Source organism: Dactylosporangium siamense (assembly GCF_016862795.1).
Lineage (GTDB): Bacteria > Actinomycetota > Actinomycetes > Mycobacteriales > Micromonosporaceae > Dactylosporangium > Dactylosporangium siamense.
The window spans coordinates 1-22,182 of the sequence record NZ_BONQ01000127.1; the positions used below are offsets into that span (position 1 = coordinate 1).

The window sequence follows — 22,182 nt, forward strand, 5'->3', positions numbered from 1 at the left end:
CGAACACGCGGGTAGATGACGCGCGCCATCACCGCCGGGCGGCAGAAAGCTACGCCGCCTCGGGCAGGGCCACCTCGGACATGCGAGCGGTCAGGGCGGAGGGCGCGCGGCAAGGACCTGCAGTGGTGCGGTCAATCGACGGCAGCCACCGTGGTTGGCCGGGATCGGGGTGCGATCAGGGCGACTGCACTGAGGTGGAACGCTGTGGCGACCGCGGACCGAGGCCCGCGCACGGTGCTCGTTGCGTCGTGCCGGCGACCTAGGTCGACAACTGGCGGGCAAGCCTTGCTTGGAACGATGCCGCCGGATTGGTCGGAGGTCACGTTCACGGGCGTTGTTGCAACCGGGCGCGGAGACTTCGGCCGCGGCTGGTTCTGTCGTGGCCGCGCCCGGCACGGCGCTGGCGGGCGCGGGAGCCGGGGTAGCGGGCCCTGCAACCTGGCCCTCGACCGCTGCAATCGGCGCAGCAGGACTGACAACCGGGCCACCGATGTCGACACCCGGTTGAACGGGAGCGGCAGCCGGTTGAACCGGAGCCACCGCCTCCCGCGAAGGTGAAGGCGCAGGCATCGGAACGGCGCCTACGCGACCGGCCTCGGGGCGAGCAGTCTTGGAAACCGGGCTCCCACCGCCCGAACCCGGTTGAGCAGCGGCTGGAACCGGCTGCCCAAGCGACGGGGCATGAGCGGCACGATCAACCACAGACACTCGGCGCGCGGCTGCGGCACTCGATCCAACAACCCTGGCATCGGACGGAGCAATAGCCGGTCGAGCAGGCGAACGCACAGGATCTGAAGCCGCCCGCACAGACGAAACCATGCGCGTTGGAGTGCGCCGCCCGGGCGAAGGCACACGAGCCGGAGCAGGACGACCAACCACAGACGCTTGGGACGTGGCCGTGGCGCTCGAGCCGACAACCCCTGCATCCGACGGCACCGAAGCCGACCGCGTGGGTGAAGGCACAGGCACAGGAACCGACCGTGCAGGAACAGGCACAGCCGCAGAAGCCGACCGCGCGGGCGAGGGCACAGGCGCAGAATCCGACCGTGCAGGCACAGGCGCAGCAGCTGGCCGTGCAGGCGCGGGAGCCCGGCCAGCAGGCAGAGCAGACCGCCGCTCAGGAGCAGCCGGGCGCTCAGGAGCAGCCGCAGGCGCAGTCACAGGCGCCATAGGCGCAGGAGCCACGGGCGCAGACGCAGCAGCCACAGGCGCAAAAGCGGGAGCGGTGGCTGCTGGGCTGGCGTCAGCGGTCGGTGTGGCTGCGGGACGGCTTGACGCCGACAGTGCCTCCGCTGAGCGCAGCCGGGCCAGCTTCGTCGCGTGGCGGGCCGCCAGTCCGTGCATGCGGGCCGCCGCGAACTCTGCCCGCACCCGCGCCCGCTCCTCGCGTCGGCGCTGGCAGTCGGCCCTCGACGCTGCGAAACGTGCATCCCAGTCGATCGAATCGAACGGGACAAGAGGATTGGAATCTGGTGCTTCCAAAGAGAAGCAAGGTCTTGGCATGTGCGGCCTCCCCCCGGTAGGCGCTGCCTCCATTCTCGACGGTGCACACGACCGCGTCCAGTGCCATGACGCTCAGCGAGCGTTGCCGTACCTCACGTGGCGGTGGTCTGGATCAGGGTGGCGCAGGACGTAGGGTCGTCGGAGAACGGGAGGTGGCCGCAGCCGGGAAGGCGGACGTGGCGGGCGGAGGGCAGGGCGGCGGCGGCGCGGCGGGCCTGGAAGGCAGGCAGGATCGCGTCGCGGCTTCCCCAGGCCACGGTCACCGGGATGTGCGGTAACGCGCCCGGGTCGCTGAACCGGTGCCCGGCGAAGGCCGCCCGGGCGGCCGCAAAGGCCGGCGCGGCCACGAGGGCGTCGACGTCGGCTAGGCACGTCGCGGGGTCTAGGCGGCCGGGGTGGCCGAAGAACAGGCTGAACAGCACGCGGCGCCCGGCTGCTGTGGCGGCGAGGGACGGCAGCGCCGGGCGGGCGAGTCGGCCGAGCAGGCGTGCGCCGGTCAGTGACACCTGGCACCACCGCCGGGAGATCGGGCCCCAGAAGCCGATCGGCGCGAACGCGGTCACTGATCGGGCCACCCCGCGGCGACCGAGTTCGAGGGCGACGCCGCCGCCCAGCGAGCTGCCGGCGACGTGGAAGGACGGGGACGCGGGAAACATCGAGGCAGCGAAGGCCTCCACCGCGTCGGCGAGAGCCGACACATCCGAGGACGAGGACCCAGCAGACGAGAACGCGGAACCAGCGGACGGGGACGAGGACCCAGCAGACAAGAGCGCGGAACCAGCAGACGGGGACGAGGACCCAGCAGACAAGAACGAGGACCCAGCAGACGGGGACGAGGACCCAGCAGACGCGGAAGAAGACCCAGCAGACGCGGAAGAAGACCCAGCAGACGCGGAAGAAGACCCAGCAGACGGAGACGAGGAACCAGCAGACGGGAACGATGAACCGGCAGGCGGAGACAAGGAACCAGCAGACGGAGACCAGGAAATAGCAGGCGGGGAGGCGCCGAAGCCCGGTAGGTCGAGGGCGACGACGTCGAAGTGGGAGGACAGTGAGGGCAGGAGTGGCTGCCACAGTTGCCAGCGGCTGCCGATGCCGTGGATGAGCACGAGCGGGTCGCCCGTGCCCGATCGGTGGTGCGACAGGGCGGTCACCGGATCACCGTACTTGTTGACACCCGGCCAACAACAGGGCACGGTGGCTGCCATGCGGATGAGCGGCGGGCCCGCCGAGCGGGGCCGGCGGCTGGAGCCCGATGTGCGGCGTGAGCAGATCCTGGCCGTCGCGGTGCGGTTGTTCGGGGAGCGGCCCTACGCCGAGGTGTCCACAACGGACATCGCGGATGCCGCCGGGGTCGCGCGCGGGCTCATCAACCACTACTTCGGCACCAAGCGTGGGCTGTTCATCGAGGCGGTCAGGGTACTCGTCACGATCCCGGCGGTCGCGGTGGAACAGCTGCCCGAAGGGGACCTGGCGACCCGGGTCGACGCGAGTGTCACCTGGTTTCTCGACGTGGTGTCGCGGCACAGCCGGTCGTGGCTGGCGGCCGTCGACGGTGGTGGCGTGGGACGCGACGCGGACATCGAGCGGGTCCTGCAGGAGGCCGACGACGTGGCCGCGGACAGCATCCTCGTCGCGGTCGGACTGGACGGCGAGCGCGAGCACCGTGATGAGCTGCGGGCCATGGTGCGCGCGTACTGCGGCCTGGCGAAGGCCACCGCGCGCGAGTGGCTGGAGCACAAGACGCTCAGCCGGGCGCAGGTGCACGTCCTGCTCTCGACGATGCTGGTCACGCTCGTCGAGAAGGTCTTCAAGGAAATGTCATGAGGATCGCCGTCATCGGTGCTGGGTTCGGTGGCATCGCGGTCGCGCATCTGTTGCGCCAGGCCGGTTTCCGCGATGTCGTCATCTTCGACAAGGCGGACGGCGTCGGTGGTGTCTGGCGCGACAACGTCTACCCGGGCTGCGCCTGCGACATCCCCGCGCCGCTGTACTCGTTCTCGTTCGCGCTCAACCCGGACTGGTCCCAACGGTTCCCGCCGCAGCCGGAGATTCTGCGGTACCTGCAACGCTGCGTCCGCGACTTCGACCTGCAGACACGGCTGGGCATCGAGGTGACCGCCGCGGACTGGACCGGCGACGCGTGGCAACTGACGCTGAACAACACCGAGACCGAGACGTTCGACGTGCTGATCCCGGCGATGGGCCAGCTGTCCCGCCCGGTCATCCCGAAGCTCGCCGGCGCGGAGGACTTCGAAGGTCCGGCGATGCACACCGCGCGCTGGGACGTGAGCCAGGACGTCACCGGCAAGAGGATCGCGGTCATCGGCACCGGCGCGAGCGCGATCCAGCTCGTCCCCGCCATCGCCGGGCAGGCCGCACACGTCACCGTCTTCCAGCGCACGGCACCGTGGACGCTGCCGAAACCGAACCGGCGGTACAAAGCCTGGCGCCGGGCGCTCAACCGCAAGCTGCCGGCGCTGATGCGGGTGGCGCGGGCCGGCACGTGGCTGCTGACGTGGGTGACGGGCAAGGCGGTGACCGGCAGCCGACCGGCCCGGCTCGCGGTGTGGGCGCTGTCCAGCGGGCAGCGGCTCGTGCAGGCGCGGGGCATCCGGAAAGCGGTCACGCCGGACTACGCGATGGGCTGCAAGCGGGTGCTGTTCACCGGCGACTGGTTCCGGACGCTGCGCCGCCCCGACGTCGAGCTCGTCACCGCCGACATCGAGCGGATCACCACCGCGGGGATCCGCACCGTCGACGGCGAGAGCCACGAGTGTGACGTCATCGTGTACGGGACGGGTTTCGCGGCCACCGAGTTCCTGGCGCCGGTGCGGATCACCGGGCGGGACGGTCGCGCGCTGCACGACGAGTGGCAGCACGGCGCCTACGCGCACCTCGGCATGGCCGTGCCGGGCTTCCCGAACATGTTCATGATGTACGGCCCGAACACCAACACCGGCAACACCTCGGTGGTGTACTTCCACGAGGCGCAGGCCCGGTACATCGTGCAGGCGGTGCGGCTGCTGGCCGCGGGGGGCCCGGTCGAGGTGCGCGCGGAGGTGGCGGCGGCGTTCGACGCGGAGATGCAGCGGCGGCTCGGCGCGAGTGTCTGGGTGGGTTGCGACAGCTGGTACCGCACCGGCGGCGGCCGGGTCGTCACCAACTGGCCCGGCATGGCGGGCGAGTACGCCGCCCGCACCGCCACGCTGAACGAAGCGGACTACACGACAGCCCGCTGAACGAAAAGCTACACGACCACCCGCTGAGCGGTCCCGAAGCGCATCCGGAAGTCGGCCGCCACGAACGACAGCAGCGGCCGCCGTCCGGCGAGGAACCGCAGCGGCCCGTCGGGCGCGATCGTCCACGCGACCCTGGCCGGACCGTAGCGGGCAGTCGAACGGACCGGCGTCGTCACCAGACGCCCGGCGAGGTCCTGCAGGACCCGGAACCCCACCGGCAGCCGCGGCGGCAAACCCCGGCCGGACAGCCGCGCAGACGCGATCGCCCCGTCCGGCGTGAGCGCTGAAGCCGCCGTGCCGGACAGCGAGAACGACGCGAGGTCCTTCGGGATCCCCCACAGCTCCCGACCGCCGTCGCGGGAGGCGACGCTGTCGACCCAGATGTGCGTGATGGTGACCCGCGGCCGCCACCCGTCCCGGGTGAGCACGGCCGACAGCAGCTCGCGGTAGCTCAGGTCGCCGCCCGGCTGGTAGTCGACCCACGCGGTGCCGATGAACGCCCGGCCGAAGAGCCGAAAAGGGCGAACCGCGGATGGCACCGCAGGCACGGAGGCGAGCGGCACGGCCCAGACGGACACGTGCATCCGGCCGCGCAGCGACCACGGCGATGGTGGATATGAGCGAAGCCCGTCGATGCCCACGACGGCACTCTACGCCTCTTGACAGTCTGCCAACAAGCGGAGGTAAATGACTCTTCAGGAAACAGCGTTTCGTCCAGCGATACGTCAGGAGGTACCGAAGCATGTTCTCCAAACGGTTCGCCGCACTGTCCGCCCTCCTCATCACGGCCGCCCTGAGCCTGCCCGGCCAGGCCCAGGCCGCGACCTGGACCCAGGTCAGCAACACCGTCGACGTCTCATGCGCGGCGTTCACCTACCACCCCTCGGCCGACTGGTTCCTGCCGGCCGGCACCCCCAAGGGTCTGGTCTACCTGCAGCACGGCTTCTCCCGCTCCAACGGCAACCTGGCCGACCTGGCCGAGCACTACGCCGCGGCCGGGTTCGTGGTCTTCGCCCCGACGCTGCCGTCGGCCGACATCTTCGGCTGCACGGTCAGCAACCTCGGCAACAACGCCCCGTTCCTGAACAACGTCGCGACCTGGCTCGGCCAGGCCAACAACGCCAACGGCGCGCTCGCCCGCAGCTACGCCAACGCGCTGAGCAAGGCCGGCCGCCCGGCCGCGGCCCTGCCCACGTCGTACGTCATCGCGGGTCACTCCGCCGGTGGCGAGGTCGCCGCATACGTGGCGAACCGGCTGCGCACCACGTATCCGGGGCAGTTCGCCCGGGTCCGCCTCGTCCAGCTGCTCGACCCGGTGAAGTCGTTCATCGGGTCGAACATGGCCACCGGCCTCAACGGCCTCAACCTGACCAGCACGCCGATCTTCGCGATCTCGTCGCCGCCGTACACCGCCAACAGCAATGCCAACGGCACGGTCGAGCTCACCACTGACGTGCACCGGCCGTTCCTGGGTGTGCGGCTCACGACCGGATCCCACTGCGACGCGGAGGGGTCGAGCACCGACGGGCTGTGCACGACGCTCAACGGCGCCTCGCAACCGGGCAACGTCACCGCCCTGCAGACCTTCGCGGTCGCCTGGGCCAACGATGCGGTCGCGGGTACGACCAGCGCCACCTACTACCCCGGCGGCGCGTACTACCAGTCACTGCTGACCAGCGGCGTGACGCAGACCCTCAGCGGCGCCTAACCACGAACCCGGGTCCGCTGGAGATGCAAGAAGGCATTGACGGCGGACCCGGGTCTACCCGTACGCTGTCGCCCAAGGGGAAACTTCGTTTCACTATGGGAAACAGAGGTCCGAATGGCTCAACGCTTCAGCCGCCGCGGCGTGCTGCTCGCCACCGGCGGTGCGGTCGTCGCCGGCGCCCTGATCAGCCCGGCCAAGGCCGACGCCGCGTACTCGAACGTCGGCACGTACGGCACCACGGTCAACGGCGACCCAGCCGACGTGTACCACCCCAACACCTCCTCACCGCACCAGCCGTGGCCGGTCGTGCTGCTGCTGCAGGGCGCCAACGTCGGCCGGGCCAACTACGCCGGCTTCGCCCGCAAGGTCGCCTCCTACGGCTTCGTGGTCGTCGTCCCCGACCACACCCGCGTCATCTTCGGCGTCCCCGGCCTGTACGCCGACGGCGCGGAGGCCACCTGGACGGTCGCCTGGGCCGCCGCGGAGAACGCCCGCGCCGGTTCGCCGCTCCAGGGCCAGATCGACGCCGGCACGCTCCTGCTCACCGGCCACTCGTTCGGTGGCGCCGCCGGCCTCGGCCTGTCCACGGGCCTGTCGACCCCACCCTTCACCGACCTGCCGATCCCGGCGCCGCCGCAGCTGAGGGCGGCCGCGTTCTACGGCACGAACAACGCCGTCCCCGGCTCGCCGGTCATCCCGCCGGTCGCCAACACCATCCCGGTCGCGCTCATCCAGGGCGCCGCCGACGGCGTCGGCAGCCCCGCCAACGGCCTGGGCACCTACTCGGTCCTGCTGGGCGTGCCGAAGCTGTACGTCAGCGTCACCGGCGCCAACCACTACGGCATCACCGACGCCCAGAACCCGGCCGGCGCGCGCCCCGACCTGTCCCCGCAGACCCTCAACCAGGCCGCCGGGGTCGAGACCATCGCCCGGTGGGCCGCGCTGTGGCTGCGCGCCCAGCTCGGCGACCCGGTCGGCGCCGCCTGGGTCTACGGCATCGGCGACGCGGTCGACGCGGGCGTCGAAACCCAGTACGCCCGCTGATCAGGGGCGAGCGCCCGGCCGAAACGCCGGGCGCTTGCCGGATGACAACGAACCGTCGGTGAACTGGGCGGATAGTGTTCCAACGATCGACGTTGGGACGGTTTTCGGTGGGATTGAACCTGCACGTGCAAGGACGCATCGGTGGCGGCACCGTCATCGTCGCCCGGGGCGACCTCGACTACGGGGTCGCCGACCGGTTCCGGGCGTGTGTCGAGCAGGCGCTGCAACCGCCGCCCGGCGCGCTGTACGTCGACCTGCGGCTGGTCACGTTCGTCGACTCCAGCGGCCTCGGTGCCCTGGTCTCCGCCCACAAGCTGGCCGAGCGCGCCGGGTCGCGGCTGGTGCTGGAGAGCCCGTCGGAGGCGCTGCTGCGCACGTTGCGCACCGCCGGCCTGGTTACCCTGTTCGGCCTCCCACCGGCGTAGCGTCGTCCTGCCGGAGCCGCCCCGGTTCGAGCGCCTGCACCGGGAGCCGCACGGATGGCGGGACCGGCACCGCCCTGCGCGACCTGGGGGTCCAGTCCTTCCACGCCAGGGCACGCCGCTCGACCAGGTGCCAGGACAGCGCGGCGGCGGCGAACGCGGTGGCGAGCGACATGGCGATGAAGGGCAGGTAGCCCCACCGGCTCCAGCCGAGGCTCGCGAACACCTGCTGGCCGATGAAGCCGTAGATGTAGACACCGTACGAGTAGTCGTTGCGCCGCCCGATCCCGCGCAGGGCCGACGGCATGCGGACGCCCGCCCAGGCGAGGACGTACACCAGCGCCGGGAAGCCGATCACGAAGAAGCCGCCGAACAGCAGCGACCCGGCCAGTGCCGCCAGGCACGCGAAGCCGAGGCCGTCGTGGATGACGACGCGGTCGCGGTACAGCTCCAGCAGGGCCCCGCCCAGGAACAGCAGTCCCAGGTACATGAGCCAGTGCGGCGACACGGCCCCGAGCAGCGGCAGGTGCACCGAGCCGTAGTACGGGGTCGGCGGGCCGAGCAGCGGGCGGCCCTGGATCTGGTCGACGACGACGACGCCGTACAGCACGACCACGAGACACCCGACCAGCCACCGGCGGCGGCGCAGCACCGCGGTCACCGCCAGGGTGCCCGCCAGGGCGTAGCAGAGCACCTCGTACACCAGCGACCAGAGCGCACCGTCGAACACGCTGCCGCCGCTCTGCCGTCCCCACGGGGTGGAGGCGCCGAGCAGGTCGTGGATGCCGTACTGGCGCACACCGGCGAACCAGTTGCCGGTCACGTACTGCAGCGGCCCCTTCGGCCCGGACCAGAACCCGTGCAGGGTCCCCCATTCCCGCAGCGCCACCAGCGGCGCGACGACGAACGCGGTCACCAGCAGGCACACCCACAGCCCGGGCAGGATCCGCAGCATCCGGTGCCACACGAACCGGGGCAGCGACGTCCGCGCCGCGCTGCGGGTGATCAGCAGGCCGGACAGCACGAAGAAGCCGAACACGGCCAGGGTCCCGGTGTTGGTCTGGTTGCGGAACAGCGACTCGGCGAGGTCCTCCCAGCCGAAGCCGAGCGACGTGCCGTGGGTGAACACCACGACGACGGCGAGCCCGAGCCGGATCGCGCCGATGCCGTTGTCCCGCCCCGAGTACAGCTGCCCGAGGGTCGCCCGCGGCAGGCTGTGCCGCGCTTTCGAACGGTGCCACACCCGTGACCGCCGGCGTTGAGAGGGTACGGCCGGCCGTTGCCCGAGTTGCGTCAACACTTTCCTTTCCCTCGCGAGCGACAGCCTGATCAGCTGTCGCAGCACCATGCCGGGGGGAAGGTGTGGCCGTGACGGGCCGGAGGGCGGATGGGGTGACGGCCGGGCGGGCCCGCATCCACGCCACGAGGCTATCGCACGGGTCCGGCCACACCGGGTGAATGCCGGGCGGACCTCTGGTGAAGTGTCATCGGGTGAGATCCGGCGGGTTCGGCGCCACCCCGCGCCGGTGCGGGTCCGCCGGGTAGAGATGGGGCATGGATTTCGGAGTCGGATACTTCCCCACACACGACGCGATGGGCCCCGGGCCGCTCGCCCGGCTGGTCGAGGAGCGCGGGCAGGGCGCGCTGTTCTTCGCCGAGCACACGCACATCCCGGCGAGCCGGGACACCCCGTACGGCGACGGCAGCAAGGAACTGCCGCGGCGGTACTGGCACACCTACGACCTGTTCGTCGCGCTGACCGCGGCCGCCGCCGCGACCAGCCGGCTGCGCGTCGGCAGCGGCATCTGCCTGGTCATCGAGCGCGACCCGATCATCACGGCGAAGGAGGTCGCGTCCGTCGACCACCTGTCCGGCGGCCGGTTCGAGTTCGGTGTCGGCGCCGGGTGGAACCGCGAGGAGATGCGCAACCACGGCACCGATCCGCGGGTCCGCATGCAGGTCCTGCGGGAGCGGATCGAGGCGATGCGGGTGATCTGGCGAGACGAGGAGGCCAGCTACGACGGCCGGTACGTGTCGTTCGACCGGATCTGGTCGTTTCCCAAGCCGGTCCAGTGGCCGCACCCGCCGATCCTCGTCGGCGGCACCGGTCCCGGCGTCCTGGACCGGGTCCTGGCGTTCGGCACCGCGTGGTTCCCGAGCTACGACGAGAGCATCTTCCCGCGCATCGCGGAGCTGCGGTCACGCGCCGAGCGCCCGATCGACGTGCAGGTGATCAGCGTCCCCGACGACCCGGCGGTCCTGCAACGCCTCTACGACGCCGGGGTGCGGCGGGCCAGCCGCTGGCTGCCGTCAGCGCCGCAGGCGGCGGTGGAGCGGGCACTGGAGCGCTGGGAGACCGCGATCGCCGACTTCACCGGCAAGGGCGGCTGGTGACCGAGGCCGAGGCCAGGGCCAGGTTCGCGGCGTCGCCGGTGGCCCGCCTGGCCACCGCGACACCGGACGGCCGGCCGCACCTCGTGCCGATCGTGTTCATCCTGCGCGACGGCACGATCTACCACGGGGTCGACGCGAAACCGAAGCGCGGCACGGCGCTGCGCCGGCTCGCGAACCTCGACGCCAACCCCCACGCCAGCGTCCTCGTCGACCACTACGACGACGACTGGGACGCGCTGTGGTGGGTGCGCGCCGACGGCACCGCCCGCGACGTCGACCCGGCCGGCCCGGAGGGGCGTGCGGCGGTGCGTCTGCTCGCGGCCCGGTATCCGCGGTACCGGCTGCTGGGCCGCCTGATCGCCATCGACGTCACCGGTTGGTCGTGGTGGACCGCGTAGCGGGCGACCTTACGATGGCCACGTGCCCACATTCGTCGGTCGGGAGCGGGAGACGGCGCGGCTCGCGGCCCGGCTGCGGGCCGCCGTTGCCGGCGCCGGGTCGGTGGTGCTGGTGGGCGGCGAGCCCGGCGTGGGCAAGACCCGCCTGGCCACGCAGACCGCCGGCGTCGCGCGTGACCTGGGCATGGTGGTCGCCGCCGGGCGCGCCACGGACGACGAGGGCAGCCCGCCGTACCGGCCGGTGAGCCAGGTGCTCCGCGTGCTCGGCCTGCCCGACCCGCTGGGCGGCGGCGCGGTCGCGGACGGGCGGGCCGACGTGGCGGCGCAGGAGCGGTTCCGCCGCTACGAGGCGGTGAGCGAGGCGCTGCGCGCCGCCGCCGCGCCGGCCGGCCTGTTCGTGCTGCTCGACGACCTGCACTGGGCGGACGCGGGCACCCTGCGGCTGCTGGTGCACGTGGCCCGTGACGTCCCGGGCCGCCTCGTGCTGGTGGCCACCTACCGCACGACCGAGCCCGCGACCGACGCCGTGTTCGGCGGGTCGCTCGCCGCGCTCGCGGTCGAGCCGGTCGTGGAGCGGATCGTCCTCACCGGGCTGTCCGAAGCGGAGGTCGGCCGCCAGCTCGACGCGGTCACCGGTTTCGCCGTTCCGGCCGGGGTGGCGCAGGCCGTCCACCGGCGCACGCACGGCAACCCGTTCTTCGTCGGGGAGCTCGGCCTGCTGCTGACCGGATCGCCACCGGCGGTCGCGGAGCCGGGCCTCTTGCTCTTGCCAGCCGGATCACCGCCGGCGGTCGCGGAACCGGGCCCTTTGCCGGCCGGATCACCGCCGGCGGTCGCGGAGCTGCGGCTGCCGGACGGTGTCCGCGACGCGGTGCGGGCGCGGCTGGCCCGGTTGAGTGCCCAGTGCCGGCGCGTGGTGCGGGCCGCGGCGGTGCTGGGCGCCGCGCCGGACGCGGCGGTGCTCGCCGAGGTGACCGGCCTCGAGCCGGCCGGCGTGCTCAGCGTGCTGGACGAGGCGGCCGCCGCCGGCATCCTCACCAGGGATGCCGGGACCTGGTGGGGCACCGCGGGATCACCGGAGGGCGGCGGCGACGGCTTCACGCACGACCTGATCCGCGAGGCGGCCGCGGCCGAGGTGCCCACCGCCGAGCGGATGCTCCTGCACGCGCGGATGGCCGCGGGACTGTGCGGCCGCCCCGACGCGGACGCCAGGGCCGCCGAGATCGCCCACCACCTCGTGGCATCGCTGCCGTTGGGCGCCGCCGCCGAGGCCGTAGCCTGGTCGCGCCGGGCCGGTGACCGCGCCGCCGCGCTCCTGGCGTGGGAGGAGGCCGCCGCCTGGTACGGCCGCGCGCTCGACGCCGCGGCGGGCCTGCCACTGCCGGCGGCGGAGCGGGCCGCCCTGCTCACCGGGCGCGCCGCGGCGCAGGTGCGCGGGTACGACATGGACGGCGCCCGCGAGTCACTGACCGCCGCCACCGGCGTCGCCCGGGATGCGGGTGACCCGGAGGCGTTCGCGCGGGCGGTGCTCGTGATGGAAGGAGTCTCGGACTTCCTGTGGGATCCGGTCGGGCGGTCCCTCGCGCAGGAAGCGGTGGAGGCGCTGCCGGACGCCGACAGCGGCCTGCGGGCCCGGCTGATGGCGCAGGTGGTGGTGATGGACGCCTGGCGGCAGACCGCCGACGCCGGACCGCGGTCGCTCGCGGCGGTCGAGATGGCCGAGCGGACCGGCGACCGGCGCGCGCTGGTCGAGGCGCTGCGGGCCCGCCAGTTCGCGCTGAGCTCCCCGGCCGGCGCCGAGGAACGGCTGTCGCTCGGCACGCGGCTCCTCGCGATCGGCGCGGACGGCGACGACGACGCGCTGCTGTGGGGCCGGCTGTGGCGGTTCGACGCCTACGCCCAGCTCGGCGACCTGGCCGCCGCGTCCACCGAGGCCGAGGCGGTGGCGGCGCTCGCCGACCGGACCCGCAGCACCCTCGCGGGCTGGCACGCCATCCGGTCCAGAGCCGCGCTCACCGCCGCGACCGGTGACTTCGCCGAGGCCCTCGCACTCGCGGGGCGGAGCCTGGCCCTCGCCCGGCGCTCGGGCAGCGAGGGGTCGATCCAGCCGTCGGTGGGCGTCCTGCTGGGGATCTGCGCGCTCACCGGCGACCGCTCCGCCGTGGCCCTCGAGGGAGCCTTCGGGCTGCCCGAGACGATGGCGGCGGGCTGGCTGCGTGGTGCGCTCGCCCTGTGGAAGCTCGCGGCCGGTGAGCGCGCCGAGGCGGAGCGGCTGTACCGGGGAGTGCCGCCGGTCGAGCACATCCCGCCGTTCGTCCGCCTCCCGGCCGTGTCCGGCATGATCGAACTGGCCGCCGAGTTCGACGACCTCGCGGCGGTGGCCACGCTGCACGACATGCTGCTGGCCGACGCGGACCGGTTCGTCTGCGGCGGCGCGGGCGTCATCATGATCGGGGGCCCGGCCCGCCTGCCGCTCGGCATCGGCGCCGCGGCGCTCGGCCGCCACGACGAGGCGGTCGCGCACCTGCGCGCGGCCATCGACCTCGGCGGGCGGGCCGGGATGCCGCCGGCGGTGGCGACCGCGCGCTACCACCTCGCCCGGGCGCTGCTGCGCCGGGACGACCCGGGTGACCGCGCGGCGGCGGCCGTCCACGCGACCGACGCGGCCGCGGCGGCCCTGCGGCTGGGCATGCGGCCCCTCGCGGCCCAGGTGGCGGGCCTCGAGACGGGCGCGGCGCAGCGGCGGCCCGACCCGCTGACCCCGCGCGAGCGGGAGATCGCCGGTCACGTGGCGCGCGGGCTCACCAACAAGGCCATCGCGGCCGAGCTCTACCTCTCCGAGCGCACGGTCGAGACGCACGTGCAGCGGGTGCTGACCAAGCTCGGACTCGCCAACCGCACGCAGGTGGCGACCTGGCATCTGCGTAGCACGGATACGTGATTGCACGGACGCCCGGGCGGCACCCGCCGCCGCAGGCTGTCCGGCATGACCATCACCGTGTTGCGGGCCGACCGCCTCTTCGACGGCACCGGCGCCCCGCCCGTCGACAACCCCACCGTCGTCATCGACGGCCGGCGCATCGTCTCGGTGAACGCCGCCGATGTCCCGGCCGGGGCCACGGTCGTCCACCTGCCGGGCGCGACGCTGCTGCCCGGGCTGGTCGACACCCACGTGCACCTCGCGTTCGACGCGTCACCGGACCCGGTCGCCGCGCTGGCCGGCCGGGACGCCGCCGAGACGTTCGCCGTCATGTGCACGGCCGCGCGGCGGGCCGCCCGAGCCGGCGTGACCACCGTGCGCGACCTCGGCGACGTCGACCACCTCGCCCTCGGCGTGCGGGCGGCGGCCCGCACCGACCCGACATTGCCCGAGATCCTCGCCGCCGGGGTGCCGATCACCACACCGGGCGGGCACTGCCACTTTCTCGGCGGCGCCGCGTCCGGCGTGGAGGGTGTCCGCGCCGCCGTGCGCGACCGGCACGAGCGCGGCGTCGACGTCATCAAGGTGATGGTCAGCGGCGGCAACATGACGCCGGGCAGCCGGCCGGAGACCGTCCAGTTCACCGACGACGAGCTGCGGGCGCTGGTCGGCGAGGCGCACACGCTCGGCCTGCAGGTCGCCGCGCACGCGCACGGCGCCGCCGCGATCGTCGCCGCGGTCGCGGCCGGCGTGGACAGTCTCGAACACGCCTCGTTCATGACCGCCGACTCGGTCGAGGACATCCCCGACGGACTGCTCGACGAGATCAACCGCCGGGGCGTGGCACTGAGCCTGACCCTCGGCCTCCGGGTCGACGAAGGCTCGACCCTGCCGCCCGCGATGGCTGCCCGCCTGCCGAAGCTGACCGCGAACGCCGCCGCGATGTGCGCGTCCGGCGCCCGTGTCGTCGTCGGCACCGACGCCGGGATCGGCCCGGTCAAGCCGCACGACGTGCTGCCCACCGCGCTGGTCCAGCTCATCCGGATCGGCATGACCCCCGCGGCGGCACTGCACGCCATGACCGGCCGCGCCGCCGAGGTGGTCGGCCTGGGCGACCGGAAGGGCAAGGTCGTTGCCGGTTACGACGCCGACCTCCTGGCCGTCGACGGCGACCCGCTGGCCGACCCGTCGGCACTGCACCGGATCCGGGCCGTCTACGTGCGCGGCGCCGCACTCACCCGGTAACCGTCCATAAAGGACGGACAGGGCGGCGTACAGTCGGGGCATGCGCCTGGTGTCGTTGCTGCCGTCCGCCACGGAGATCGTCTACGCGCTCGGGCTCGGTGAGGACCTGGTCGGGGTCACGTTCGAATGTGACGAGCCACCGTCGGCGCGGGTCGACAAGACCGTGGTCGTCGGCGGGCGGGACACCCGCGGGATGGCGCCGGGGGAGATCGACGCCTACGTGCGGGGCCAGTTCGCCGCCGGCGCGGACCTGTACACGTTGCACGCGGGCGCCCTGGCGGCACTCGACCCGCAGCTGATCCTGACGCAGGACCTGTGCCGGGTGTGCGCGCTGCCGTCCGGTCACGTCGAGGACGCCCTGAAGCACCTCGGCTGCCGGGCCGACGTGCTGTCCCTGGACCCGCACGACCTCGACCAGGTGCTCGGCACGATCCTCGAGGTCGGTGCCCGGGCCGGGGTGCCGGAGCGGGCGGAGCGGCTGGTCGCCGGGCTGCGGGCGCGGCTGGCCGCGGTGGCGGACGCGGTCGGCGGGCGGCCACGGCGCAGGGTGCTCGTGGTCGAGTGGGTCGACCCGCCGTTCACCGCGGGGCACTGGGTGCCGGACCTGGTGACGGCGGCCGGTGGGGAGCCGGTGGCCGCGCACCCGGGCGCCCGGTCGCTGGAGACCACGTGGCCGGCGCTGGTGACGGCGCGGCCGGAGGTGGTCGTGGTGTCGCCGTGTGGCTTCCACCTGGACGGCGCCGTCGAGCAGGCGGAGCGGATCGCGCCGCGGTTCCCGGGCGCCGAGGTCTGGGCGATCGACGCCGACGGCATCGTGGTGCGGCCCGGCCCGAGGCTCGTCGACGGGGTCGAGGCCCTGGCCGCGATCCTGCACCCAGGCGCGGTGCCCGACCGGCCGGACCGGGTGCGACGCATCTGACCCGAGGCTCATCGACGGGGTCGAGGCCCTGGCCGCGATCCCGCACCCGGGCGCGGTGCCCGACCGGCCGCGACGCATCTGACACGGTCCCGGACCCGGGCGGGGCGCCCGATCGGGTGCGACGCACGTGACACGTTCCCGCACCCGGGCGCGGTGCCGACCGGCCGGACCGGGTGCGACGCACATGACAAAAGGGCCCGTGCCCGACCCACCGAAATGGGTCTGGCACGAGCCCGATCTGTCCAACCAGCGGGGCCGCGCTCAGGTGCACCGAACGGTGCTACGAGTCGACGGCACGCGCGCTGCGGTCACCGGCATGTGCACGGCTTCCGAAGCAGGTGTTTGTCAGACGCCGCGAACGTTGTCAGCCTGCGGGCCCTTCTGGCCCTGGGTGACGTCGTACTCGACCTTCTGGCCCTCGGCGAGCTCGCGGTAGCCGCTGCTCGCGATGGCCGAGTAGTGCACGAAGACGTCCGCGCCGCCGTCGTCCTGCTGGATAAAGCCGAAGCCTTTTTCGGAGTTGAACCACTTCACGGTACCGCTAGCCACGCGTTCCTCCTGAACACAGTGAGTCCTGCCAGCCATCTTTGCCGACAGTGAAGACCTCACCGAGAGACACGGTACTGCCAGTGACGTCGCAGAGACAGCCGGGAACGCCATCTAAACCCGGCTGATTGCAGCATTCCCCTGGTCGAATGAGCCATAAATCAGGCGAAAGTCCCACAAACAAACCTGAAAACTTTCACTAGATCGTTTGTATTTCGCAACACACCTGTTCGCCCGATGGACTGAACCGAAACAAGAATGTGCGGTCATGAGCGCCTTCACCCATCTTGACCTGACCGGGTTCCAGCAGATCGACCAGTTCGCGTGGCGCGACGAACAGGGCACGGTCATGTCCCTGCACTTCTTCAACCTGCGGCCGGACCTGCCGGCGTCGCTGACCGAGCCGGCCGCCCTGCTGGCCGGGCTGGCGAGGCACACCGCCGGCGCCGGCGCGGGGCTCATCGACGCGACGATCGAGCCGGTCGACGGCGTGCCGGCGGTGCGGCAGCTGCTGAAGGTGCGCCACCCGCAGGGCCACGGGCAGGTGTTCATCGGCTCCTACACGGTGCCGCGGGCGACCTGCAGCACCGTGCTGAAGCTGCAGGCGCCCGAGGTCGGCACGACCGGCATGCGAGAGGCGTTCATCATGGCCCAGCTCGGGCCGGACCGGTTCTACACGCCGTCGCCCTACGCTCAGGACGCCACCGGCGGGCTGCCCTACCACTGGGCGGACCACGAGCAGCACGACGCACAGTTCCCCCAGCACCCGCTGACGCTGATCCGGGCGGGGCTGCGCCGCCTGCTGCCCAGCGCCCGCCTGGACGAACGCTTCAAGGCCCTGCCGGCCTTCTGAAAGGCCGCACCCAACGGCCGCACCAACGGCCGCACCGAAGGCCGCCGTCGGATCAGCCGTCCAGCAGGTCGTCCTCGGTGGCGCCGCGGCGCCAGTACCCGGTGAACATCACCCGCCGCTTGTCGATGCCGCGCTCCGACACCAGGTGCCGGCGCACGCCGCGCACCACGGGACCGGCACCGCACGCTCGTCGCGGTGCTGCACGAGCTGAACCCTGGCGGCCCGCTACGCCACGCACCTCGTCGCGATGCGCGGCGGGCGGGTCGTCGCGGCCGGACCACCCGCCGGCGTGCTGACGGAGCCGATCGTCGAGGCCGTGTTCGGGTTGGCGTGCCGGGTCATGCCGGACCCGGAGACGGGAACCGCGATGGTGATCCCGCGTCGTACGCCCGCTGCCGCCGGATCCGGCGCACCTGGCGCTCGACCCGGACCTCCTGCAGCAGCGTCACCGTAGCCACCCCGGCGAGCGAACCGACGAACCACAGCACGGGCGCGGTGACGACCGCGGCGGCGACGGACAGCAGCACGAGATGCCTCCCAGGGGGTCGGAGCACTCCATGATGAGCGCCAGCCGTTGCGGCCCGGTTGCCGGGCGGTCACGCCCCGGAGAGGCTGTCCCGCCACGGACCTTCCGGGACGAGCGCGGCCAGGACCTCCAGCAGGTGCGGCGGCTCCAGCGAGTCGGGCAGCGCGGACAGCTCCGCCCACTCGACCCAGGCATGGGTCTGGAGGTTGGCCTGCTCGTCCGGCAGCAGCCCGGCCCGGCCGATCACGGGCCGCTCGCCGTCGAACCGGGCGAGGAAGAAGTGCTCGGTGCCGACATACCGGGTGCCGTTCCACCACAGGTCCCGCTCCACCGGCACCGCGCTGTCCCGCACCGCGGCCGGGTCCAGCTCGGTCTCCTCGGCCAGCTCCCGCCGCGCCGTCTCGAACGGCGTCTCGCCGGGCTCGATGCCACCGCCGGGCGGCTCCCACAGCAGGTGACCGTCGGACGGATCCCGCCAGTGCATCAGCAGCACACGGTCGGCGGCATCCAGGCAGATGATTCGGGCGGCGGGCCGGAACGTCGTCACGCCCCGACGCTACTTCCCTTCCCATGATCCGGAGGACCCGCGATGGGCAGCAGATGCCGGATCACCGGTGGGCCGTCGGCGAGCGCGGCGGCCGCCCGCTCCTGCGCCTGCTCGTCGCGGGTCTGCCGGAGGTGGTGCTGGACGCACGCTGTACGTCACGGTCACCAGCCCCGGACCGGCCACCGGTTCGGGTTCCATGACGAGGTGCGGCTCCGGCCAGTACGCCGCGGGGCTCTGGTTGACGCCCCTGGTGTCCGGCAGCGGCCAGCGGGCCGCCGTGAGCACCCCGGCCACAGGGCCGCGCCGACGCCGAGCGCGAACGTCGACATCAGCAGCAGCCCCGGCTCCAGCTCACCGGTCGCACCGAGCGCCGAGATGGCCGCCACCACGGGCCGCTACCCGCCCGGCGGAGCCAGCAACTGCCATGATGGGCAACCATGACGAGCACTCCCGGACCCGGGCGGGTCAGGCAGAACGCCATCTACCGTGCCGGGGTCCTCGGGCGGGCGCCGTCCGTGCCCACCGACGCGGCCGAGCTCGAACGGCGGGCCAGGAAGGCCATGTCGCGGAAGGCCTGGGCGTACGTGGCCGGCGGGGCCGGCGGTGGGGCGACCATGCGGCACAACCGGGCGGCGTTCGAGCGGTGGAGGATCGTGCCGCGGATGCTGCACGGCGTCACCGCCCGCGACCTGTCCACGACGGTGCTCGGCACACCGCTGCGCGCGCCGCTGCTCGTCGCACCCGTCGGCGCCGGGGCGCTCATCACCCCCGACAGCGACGTCAAGATCGCCGAGGGCGCGGCGGCGGCCCGGGTGCCGTACATCTTCTCCAGCCAGGGCTGCAGCCCGATGGAGCGCACCGCCGCCGCGATGGGTGACACCCCGTTCTGGTTCCAGCTGTACTGGTCCACCGACGAGCCGCTCGTCGACTCGATGATCCGGCGGGCCGAGGACTGCGGCGCGCGGGCGCTGGTCGTCACGCTCGACACGACGCTGCTCGGCTGGCGGCCGCAGGACCTCAACCTGGGTTCGCTGCCGTTCGCGCGGGGGCTGGGCATCGCGCAGTACACCTCCGACCCGCGCTTCGGCGAGATCGTCCGGGAGCGCATCGCCGCCGCGGCCGGCCGGCCGGCCGAGCGGCCGAAGGTCACCCTCGCGGCGCTGCGGGCCCTGCTGTCGATGGCCCGCGAGTATCCCGGCGGGAGCGTGCTCTCCCCCGAGCCGCGGGCCGCGGTCGAGACGTTCCTCGACATCTACTCCAACCCCGGCCTGAGCTGGACCCACCTGGAGACGCTGCGGCGGCGCACGACGCTGCCGATCCTGCTCAAGGGCATCCTGCACCCCGACGACGCCCGGACCGCGATCGCCGCCGGCGTCGACGGGATCATCGTGTCCAACCACGGCGGGCGGCAGGTCGACCACGCGATCGCGGCGCTCGACGCGCTCGTCGGCGTCCGCGCCGCGGTCGGACCGGACCCGACGGTGCTGTTCGACAGCGGCATCCGTTCGGGCGCGGACGCGTTCGTCGCGCTCGCCCTGGGCGCGGACGCCTGCCTGCTGGGCCGGCCGCACCTCTACGGGCTGGCCGTCGCCGGCGCGGACGGGGTGCGCCAGGTCGTCGAGAACGTCGTCGCGGAGCTGGACCTGACGATGGCCCTCGTCGGCGTCCCGGACGTCGCCGCCGTCACGCGGGACCTGCTGGTCGCCGCGCCCTGAGTGCCGCTACCCGGCCGCCTGCGCTCAGCGTCACTCTTTCGACAGTTCTCAACCCAACACACCTGCTCATGCGTGCTCTCGCGGTAGAAGCCGGCCGATGGAGGTCGATGGACTGACGCGAGGGGACCCCGACATGAGCGACACACTGCAGCTGAGCATCACCGCGACCACCGCGCCGGAGCGGCCGCCACGACCGCGCGAGTCGTGGGCGGACGTGGCCAAGGGCGCCTGCATCCTGCTGGTCGTGCTGTGGCACGTCATCACCAAGGACTATCTGCAGGTCGACTGGCGGCTGGCGCTGCCGCTGCCCGGCGCCTGGGGCCTGCTCGGCGAGCAGCTGCTGCCGCTGCGGATGCCGCTGTTCTTCGCCATCTCCGGCATGTTCGCCGCCGGCGCGGTCGACCGGTCGTGGCGGGTCCTCGGCCGGTCCAAGGTGGCGAAGTTCGGCTACCTGTACGCCGTCTGGCTCCTGATCCACACCGCGGTGCTGGCGCTGGTGCCCGACTTCGACACCGCCCGGGCCGGCGGTCCGCTGGAGCTGCTGGAGCAGCTGACGATCACACCGTCGAACCTGTGGTATCTGCTGGCACTCGCCGTCTACTTCACCGTCGCGAAGGCGGTGCGGCGGTTGCCGACGGCCCTGGTCCTCGCGGTCGCCCTGGCGCTGTCCGTCGTCGTCGCCGCGGACCTCCTGGCCACCCCGGGCAACCGCGGCGGGCTGCTGCAGAACCTCGTGTTCTTCCTCGCCGGGCTGCGCCTGCGGCCGGTCGTGGAGGGTCTCGCCCGCGCCGCCAACTGGCGGCGGCTGGCCGTGCTCGGCGGCGGCTACGCGGCCGGCCTGGTCGTGCTGCGCCTGCTGCCCGCCACCGGGCCACTGGTCAGCGTGGCCGCGGTCGCGTTCGGGGTCACCGCGGCGGCCCTCGCCGCGCGGTCGCGGGCGGTGGCGCGGGTGCTCGGCGACATCGGCCGGCGGACCCTGCCGATCTACGTGCTGCACATGCCGGTCCTGGCGGTCTGCCACGCGGTGCTGATCGGGCCGATGGACCGCGCGGACCCGCCGATGCAGCTGCTGCTCGCCGTCGCCGAGCCGGTGCTGCTGACGGTCCTGGTCACCTGGTTCTGCCTGGCGCTGGAGCGCAGCCTGCCGGCGGCGCTGCTCGACCTGCCGTCCCGCCCCACCCGCGTCGCCGCCGTCCCGTGGCAGTCCGGGCCGGTGCGCTGACGCCCGTTCCTCAGCGGCGGCGGCCCGCCGGCCCTATGCTGCGAACCGGCGGGGTGATCACACCGGAGGGAGTCCGTCCGGTGACGAACGAGGACCCCGAGCCGCCCCGCCTGGTCCGGCCGTACGTGACCGGGCCGGCGCCGGACCCCCTGGAGCCCGCCGGACCGGTTCCCGGGGCGCACCGCCCTCCCCCGCAGCCGGCCGCACCACGGCGGCGCACCGCTGGCCGGCCCGGCCCGGCCGGCGGGCCCGGGGCCGACGAGCGACCGCCCGCCGGACCGGGGCGGCGGCGGGCCGTCGTGATCGCCCTGACGGCGGCCGTGACAGTGATCGCCGCGCTGGTGGCGGTCGCCGTCCTCACCGGCCGCGACCGCACGGACCGGACCGGCGCGGTACCCTCGGCGCTGCCGGCGCCACAGGACACCGGTGACCTGTCGGGCGCGACACCGGACCCGTCCGTGCCGGGCCCGGCCACGCCGGGGTCGTCCGGCGCGGCCGCGACGTCCGGCGCCACCAGGACCCCGTCGCGGACCGGCCCGGCGAAGCGGTCGGCGTCGACTGCCGGCACACCCGAGGCGGCCGCCAACCCCGGCGGGACCGACCTGGCACTCGGCCGGCCCGCGACGGCGTCGTCCGTGGAGGGTGAGGCCTACGCGCCGCGGTTCGCGGTCGACGGTGACCTGGGCACCCGGTGGAGCAGCGCGTTCAGCGACCCGCAGTGGATCAGCGTGGACCTGGGCCGGCTGTGGCTGGTCACCCGGGTCGTGCTGCGGTGGGAGGTGGCGTACGGCGTCGAGTGCGACCTCGCGGTCAGCGCCGACGGCACGACGTGGCGAACTGTGTGGCGGACCGGTGAGGGCGCCGGCGGGGTGCAGGACGTGCGGATCGCCGCGACGCCGGCCCGGTTCGTGCGGATGACCGGCACCCGGCGGGTCACCCAGTACGGCTACTCACTGTTCGCCTTCGAGGTCCGCTGAG

At 73.3% G+C, this 22,182-nt stretch carries 21 protein-coding genes and 1 pseudogene; 16 read left to right on the forward strand and 6 right to left on the reverse strand.

Annotated features, from left to right (window positions below; genetic code table 11):
• The first annotated feature begins 1,046 nt into the window (after window positions 1–1,046).
• Window positions 1,047–1,172: a hypothetical protein gene (locus Dsi01nite_RS58500; RefSeq protein WP_275423452.1), complete on the forward strand. Its 126-nt coding sequence runs from the start codon at window positions 1,047–1,049 to the stop codon at window positions 1,170–1,172.
• Between the two features lie 423 nt (window positions 1,173–1,595).
• Here Dsi01nite_RS58500 and Dsi01nite_RS40395 read toward each other — a convergent pair whose 3' ends face one another.
• A complete protein-coding gene (locus Dsi01nite_RS40395) occupies window positions 1,596–2,711 on the reverse strand; it encodes an alpha/beta hydrolase (RefSeq protein ID WP_239136527.1) in 1,116 nt (371 codons plus the stop codon).
• On the opposite strand from Dsi01nite_RS40395, the gene Dsi01nite_RS40400 reads away from it, so the two are divergent.
• Both Dsi01nite_RS40400 and Dsi01nite_RS40405 read left to right on the forward strand, forming a co-directional pair.
• Entirely contained in the window at window positions 2,710–3,330 is a 621-nt protein-coding gene (locus tag Dsi01nite_RS40400) for a TetR/AcrR family transcriptional regulator (RefSeq protein ID WP_239136528.1), read from the forward strand. The genes Dsi01nite_RS40395 and Dsi01nite_RS40400 overlap by 2 nt on opposite strands.
• Window positions 3,327–4,745 carry a flavin-containing monooxygenase gene (locus tag Dsi01nite_RS40405; RefSeq protein ID WP_203851689.1) on the forward strand — a complete coding sequence of 473 codons (1,419 nt, stop codon included), beginning with the start codon at window positions 3,327–3,329 and terminating at the stop codon, window positions 4,743–4,745. Before Dsi01nite_RS40400 ends, Dsi01nite_RS40405 begins: the two co-directional genes overlap by 4 nt.
• 8 nt (window positions 4,746–4,753) lie before the next feature.
• On the opposite strand, the gene Dsi01nite_RS40410 is transcribed toward Dsi01nite_RS40405, so the two are convergent.
• Window positions 4,754–5,386, reverse strand: a complete 633-nt coding sequence (locus Dsi01nite_RS40410; protein WP_239136529.1) for an acetoacetate decarboxylase family protein — start codon at window positions 5,384–5,386, stop codon at window positions 4,754–4,756.
• A gap of 101 nt (window positions 5,387–5,487) precedes the next feature.
• Here Dsi01nite_RS40410 and Dsi01nite_RS40415 point away from each other — a divergent pair, with 101 nt between their 5' ends.
• The 3 genes from Dsi01nite_RS40415 (at window position 5,488) to Dsi01nite_RS40425 (ending at window position 7,922) form a co-directional block, all read left to right on the forward strand.
• Window positions 5,488–6,453 (forward strand): alpha/beta hydrolase, encoded by a 966-nt coding sequence (locus tag Dsi01nite_RS40415; protein WP_203851690.1) that lies wholly within the window; start codon window positions 5,488–5,490, stop codon window positions 6,451–6,453.
• A gap of 114 nt (window positions 6,454–6,567) precedes the next feature.
• Window positions 6,568–7,497 carry an alpha/beta hydrolase family protein gene (locus tag Dsi01nite_RS40420; protein ID WP_203851691.1) on the forward strand — a complete coding sequence of 310 codons (930 nt, stop codon included), beginning with the start codon at window positions 6,568–6,570 and terminating at the stop codon, window positions 7,495–7,497.
• Window positions 7,498–7,604: 107 nt separating this feature from the next.
• Complete coding sequence (locus tag Dsi01nite_RS40425; protein WP_203851692.1) at window positions 7,605–7,922, forward strand: STAS domain-containing protein; 318 nt, start codon at window positions 7,605–7,607, stop codon at window positions 7,920–7,922.
• On the opposite strand, the gene Dsi01nite_RS40430 is transcribed toward Dsi01nite_RS40425, so the two are convergent.
• On the reverse strand, window positions 7,894–9,162 hold the full coding sequence (locus Dsi01nite_RS40430; RefSeq protein ID WP_203851693.1) for an acyltransferase family protein: 1,269 nt from the start codon (window positions 9,160–9,162) through the stop codon (window positions 7,894–7,896). The two genes, Dsi01nite_RS40425 and Dsi01nite_RS40430, sit on opposite strands and share 29 nt — an antisense overlap.
• A 311-nt stretch (window positions 9,163–9,473) precedes the next feature.
• Between Dsi01nite_RS40430 and Dsi01nite_RS40435 the strand changes: the two genes are divergently transcribed.
• Genes Dsi01nite_RS40435 through Dsi01nite_RS40450 form a run of 5 tightly spaced genes read left to right on the forward strand, consistent with a single transcriptional unit; the run spans window position 9,474 to window position 15,795 of the window.
• Entirely contained in the window at window positions 9,474–10,313 is an 840-nt protein-coding gene (locus Dsi01nite_RS40435; RefSeq protein ID WP_239136530.1) for a TIGR03619 family F420-dependent LLM class oxidoreductase, read from the forward strand.
• Window positions 10,310–10,711: a TIGR03668 family PPOX class F420-dependent oxidoreductase gene (locus Dsi01nite_RS57760; RefSeq protein ID WP_239136531.1), complete on the forward strand. Its 402-nt coding sequence runs from the start codon at window positions 10,310–10,312 to the stop codon at window positions 10,709–10,711. Before Dsi01nite_RS40435 ends, Dsi01nite_RS57760 begins: the two co-directional genes overlap by 4 nt.
• Before the next feature lie 22 nt (window positions 10,712–10,733).
• Window positions 10,734–13,652: an ATP-binding protein gene (locus Dsi01nite_RS40440; protein ID WP_203851694.1), complete on the forward strand. Its 2,919-nt coding sequence runs from the start codon at window positions 10,734–10,736 to the stop codon at window positions 13,650–13,652.
• Window positions 13,653–13,697: 45 nt separating this feature from the next.
• Window positions 13,698–14,876 (forward strand): amidohydrolase family protein, encoded by a 1,179-nt coding sequence (locus tag Dsi01nite_RS40445; protein WP_203851695.1) that lies wholly within the window; start codon window positions 13,698–13,700, stop codon window positions 14,874–14,876.
• Between the two features lie 40 nt (window positions 14,877–14,916).
• The gene (locus tag Dsi01nite_RS40450) at window positions 14,917–15,795 is read left to right on the forward strand and encodes an ABC transporter substrate-binding protein (protein ID WP_203851696.1); all 879 of its coding nucleotides are present in this window, start codon (window positions 14,917–14,919) and stop codon (window positions 15,793–15,795) included.
• Window positions 15,796–16,140: 345 nt separating this feature from the next.
• On the opposite strand, the gene Dsi01nite_RS40455 is transcribed toward Dsi01nite_RS40450, so the two are convergent.
• Window positions 16,141–16,344 carry a cold-shock protein gene (locus Dsi01nite_RS40455; RefSeq protein WP_203851697.1) on the reverse strand — a complete coding sequence of 68 codons (204 nt, stop codon included), beginning with the start codon at window positions 16,342–16,344 and terminating at the stop codon, window positions 16,141–16,143.
• A gap of 265 nt (window positions 16,345–16,609) precedes the next feature.
• Here Dsi01nite_RS40455 and Dsi01nite_RS40460 point away from each other — a divergent pair, with 265 nt between their 5' ends.
• Window positions 16,610–17,194 carry a hypothetical protein gene (locus tag Dsi01nite_RS40460; RefSeq protein ID WP_203851698.1) on the forward strand — a complete coding sequence of 195 codons (585 nt, stop codon included), beginning with the start codon at window positions 16,610–16,612 and terminating at the stop codon, window positions 17,192–17,194.
• A gap of 52 nt (window positions 17,195–17,246) precedes the next feature.
• Here the strand turns inward: Dsi01nite_RS40460 and Dsi01nite_RS57765 are convergent, their stop codons facing one another.
• On the reverse strand, window positions 17,247–17,351 hold the full coding sequence (locus Dsi01nite_RS57765; protein ID WP_239136532.1) for an SIP domain-containing protein: 105 nt from the start codon (window positions 17,349–17,351) through the stop codon (window positions 17,247–17,249).
• 23 nt (window positions 17,352–17,374) lie between these two features.
• Between Dsi01nite_RS57765 and Dsi01nite_RS57770 the strand changes: the two are divergent.
• A pseudogene (locus Dsi01nite_RS57770) lies at window positions 17,375–17,648 on the forward strand (cobalamin/Fe(3+)-siderophore ABC transporter ATP-binding protein); the annotation flags it as partial.
• Between the two features lie 142 nt (window positions 17,649–17,790).
• Here the strand turns inward: Dsi01nite_RS57770 and Dsi01nite_RS40475 are convergent.
• On the reverse strand, window positions 17,791–18,204 hold the full coding sequence (locus tag Dsi01nite_RS40475; RefSeq protein ID WP_239136536.1) for an NUDIX domain-containing protein: 414 nt from the start codon (window positions 18,202–18,204) through the stop codon (window positions 17,791–17,793).
• A gap of 500 nt (window positions 18,205–18,704) precedes the next feature.
• Here Dsi01nite_RS40475 and Dsi01nite_RS40480 point away from each other — a divergent pair, with 500 nt between their 5' ends.
• From Dsi01nite_RS40480 to Dsi01nite_RS40490, 3 genes are all read left to right on the forward strand, one after another.
• The gene (locus Dsi01nite_RS40480) at window positions 18,705–19,982 is read left to right on the forward strand and encodes an alpha-hydroxy-acid oxidizing protein (RefSeq protein ID WP_203851702.1); all 1,278 of its coding nucleotides are present in this window, start codon (window positions 18,705–18,707) and stop codon (window positions 19,980–19,982) included.
• A gap of 133 nt (window positions 19,983–20,115) precedes the next feature.
• A complete protein-coding gene (locus tag Dsi01nite_RS40485) occupies window positions 20,116–21,204 on the forward strand; it encodes an acyltransferase family protein (protein ID WP_203851703.1) in 1,089 nt (362 codons plus the stop codon).
• An 80-nt stretch (window positions 21,205–21,284) separates the two neighbouring features.
• The gene (locus Dsi01nite_RS40490) at window positions 21,285–22,181 is read left to right on the forward strand and encodes a discoidin domain-containing protein (protein ID WP_203851704.1); all 897 of its coding nucleotides are present in this window, start codon (window positions 21,285–21,287) and stop codon (window positions 22,179–22,181) included.
• Window position 22,182: the final 1 nt, after the last annotated feature.